2 protein-coding genes are annotated in these 710 nt (G+C 45.8%); both read left to right on the forward strand.

Features of this window, described 5'->3' with window-relative positions; translation table 11 throughout:
- The first annotated feature begins 52 nt into the window (after positions 1-52).
- Complete coding sequence (gene rpsS / locus JNK74_28885; protein MBL7650197.1) at positions 53-325, forward strand: 30S ribosomal protein S19; 273 nt, start codon at positions 53-55, stop codon at positions 323-325.
- A gap of 6 nt (positions 326-331) precedes the next feature.
- A partial coding sequence (rplV, locus tag JNK74_28890) for a 50S ribosomal protein L22 (GenBank protein MBL7650198.1) occupies positions 332-710 on the forward strand: 379 nt, incomplete at its 3' end.

The raw sequence follows: 710 nt of genomic DNA on the forward strand, positions 1-710 counted from the left end.
GTCACCCGAATAAGTATTCTGATGGTTTGATCATTTCTAGACGCAAAAAATAATGGGACGTTCGATAAAAAAAGGACCGTACTGCGATGCAAGGCTTACTAAAAAAGTAGAAGCCGCAGAAAAGTCTGGCAAGAAGTCAGTGATAAAGACCTGGTCTCGCAGATCAACAATTATCCCTGAAATGATCAGCCACACATTCGCAGTGCATAACGGAAATAAATTTATTCCTGTGTACGTGACAGAGAACATGGTGGGCCACAAGCTGGGCGAATTCGCTCCAACCCGCACATTCAAAGGTCACTCAGGTAACAGAAAAGACGCTTAGTAAGTCATGGAAGCTACAGCTAAAAAAACGAAAAGATCGGTTCTCAAGAGAGAGAAGCGTGATGCTAAAAAGGAGGCAGCGAAGACTGGCGCGGTTAAGGCCCGCCTGACAAACGTTCCTACTTCACCACGTAAGATGAGATTGGTAGCTGACCTGATCCGCGGTGTGCGGGTTAACCAGGCGCTCAACATCTTAAAGTATGAGCCGAAAGTTGGCGCAGAGAAAATCGAGAAGCTGTTGCTTTCAGCGATTTCTAACTGGTCAGCAAAAAATTCTGAGCAGAAGCTCGAAGAAGCAGATCTTTTTGTGAAAGATATTTTTGTGGATGGTGGCCGTATTCTGAAAAGATTACGCCCGGCTCCGCAAGGACGTGCACACCGTATTC

The organism is Candidatus Hydrogenedentota bacterium (assembly GCA_016791475.1).
Classification (GTDB): domain Bacteria; phylum Hydrogenedentota; class Hydrogenedentia; order Hydrogenedentales; family JAEUWI01; genus JAEUWI01.